We start from the raw sequence: 1,781 nt of genomic DNA, 5'->3' as shown, positions 1-1,781 counted from the left end.
CGGTAGTTGTTCCACAAAACGAATGCGAACTATCGACTTAATGCTCTTAAAGCCATATTTCCATGGCACCACCAGACGGATCGGTGCACCATTTTGACCTAATAACTCTTGGCCATAAAGACCTACCGCAAGTAATGTTAACGGGTTCATTGCTTCATCCATACGCAGACCTTCCGTGTAGGTCCAGTCCAATACTTTCCTATGTTGACCAGGCATCTGCTCAGGATCATATAGCGTGGTGAACTCTACATATTTAGCCCGTGAATTTGGTTGCGCACGTTTGATTAAATCCGCCAACGAGAATCCAACCCAGGGAATCACCATCGACCAGCCTTCAACACAGCGCAGGCGATAAATCCGTTCTTCCATGGTAAAAGGTCGAATCAAATCATCGTAATGATAGTCACCGGGTTTATCACATTCACCATCGATAGTGACCTTCCATGGCTGACTTTTATCTGGAAACTCAGTCGCTAATACTGCTGGTGATGATTTACTGGTGCCAAATTCATAAAAATTATTGTAGGTGGTGATGGCTTCAAAGCTTGATGACTCTTCACCGTCGGCAAAATCACTGGTAACAAGATCGGTAAAGGTGGGTACCGGCTCAGTGCCCGCAATTACTAAGCCCATCGGCAACATCGTTGCCGTCGCAATAGTGGCACTGGTATTTAAAAACTGTCTGCGGTTTAAATACACCTGATGGTCAGTGACTTCAGATTCCAGAAGTTCGCCGTGTTTATTTTTACGAATCAACATTTACAGTACCTCTAACAATTTGAGAATTTTTTCGCTATCCAATAATCGACACTCACATATTTGCCTGCACCAATAAAAAACAAGGCCAACAGCATAATGAAGTAGGTAGTCGCAAACTCGATGCCGTTATTTAAAACCACAAAACTGCCGTTTTGCGTTAACCATTCATAATCACCATGTTCCATCAAAATCTCCCGTGCGACATCTAACTGAGCGCTAGGACCAGAAATTGCCAACCAACCATTTCCCCAATGAACCGAGAATATTGCGACGATCATCGTTCCCATTTACGGAATGGCAAACCAACGTAGGCCGAAACCTAATACCACTGCAATGGCACCAAAGTATTCGGCGCCCCATGCCAAATTAGCCATTAATTCAGGAAACGGTAAGCCTAATCCCCAATCCGGATTACCAAACCATTCCGCGGTGCTATCCAAAGAGCTAGTCGCGTCAAATGGGTTCCATTTATTATTGGCCGCAATCCAAAAGGCGGGGGCAAGATACAATCGCAAGGCCAGTGGTGCTAAAAAGTCAGCCATTCGAGTACAGTTCAACCAGCATTGCAAGCGATTGGCAATTTTGCATACAAACATTCTTATTCTCCGTTACAACATTATTTTTGTTAAGTAAGATTGAAATTACAACTGTGATAAACGTCTCATTACAACACCTTATAATTTCGATGCCCACCTATACTAGACATTACATCTGCTTACAAAACGGGGCTCATAAAGAGCCCCTTCCATAAGCTGTCGCTCTAACTCACTATCTTATTTTTTGTCAGCGCCACATTTACCTTCACCACATTTACCTTCTTTATCAGCTTTCTTTTCTTCACCACATTTTCCTTCAGAAGTTTTATCTCCGCCACATGTGCCTTCTGCTTCAGCTTTTTTGTCAGCGCCACATTTAGCTTCGCCACATTTGCCTTCAGCTTTTTTCTTGTCAGCGCCACATTTAGCTTCGCCACATTTACCTTCAGCAAGTTGCATATAGCCACTAGACAATTCAGCAGATGC

The 1,781-nt window shown here is 43.5% G+C and carries 2 protein-coding genes and 1 pseudogene; all 3 read right to left on the bottom strand.

Annotated features, from left to right (window positions below; all coding sequences use genetic code 11):
- Positions 1–759: protein-methionine-sulfoxide reductase catalytic subunit MsrP (msrP, locus tag AC3AYF_RS20645; RefSeq protein WP_487780344.1), on the bottom strand; the 759-nt coding region annotated here is incomplete at its 3' end.
- 11 nt (positions 760–770) lie between these two features.
- Positions 771–1,301: pseudogene (locus AC3AYF_RS20640) on the bottom strand (HvfX family Cu-binding RiPP maturation protein).
- A gap of 231 nt (positions 1,302–1,532) precedes the next feature.
- The coding region (locus AC3AYF_RS20635; protein ID WP_487780343.1) for an HvfA family oxazolone/thioamide-modified RiPP metallophore at positions 1,533–1,781 on the bottom strand (249 nt) is incomplete at its 5' end.

It is taken from the genome of Salinicola sp. (assembly GCF_982684285.1).
Note: the sequence above shows the minus strand (reverse complement) of the source record. Positions and strands in the feature narration are given on the sequence as shown.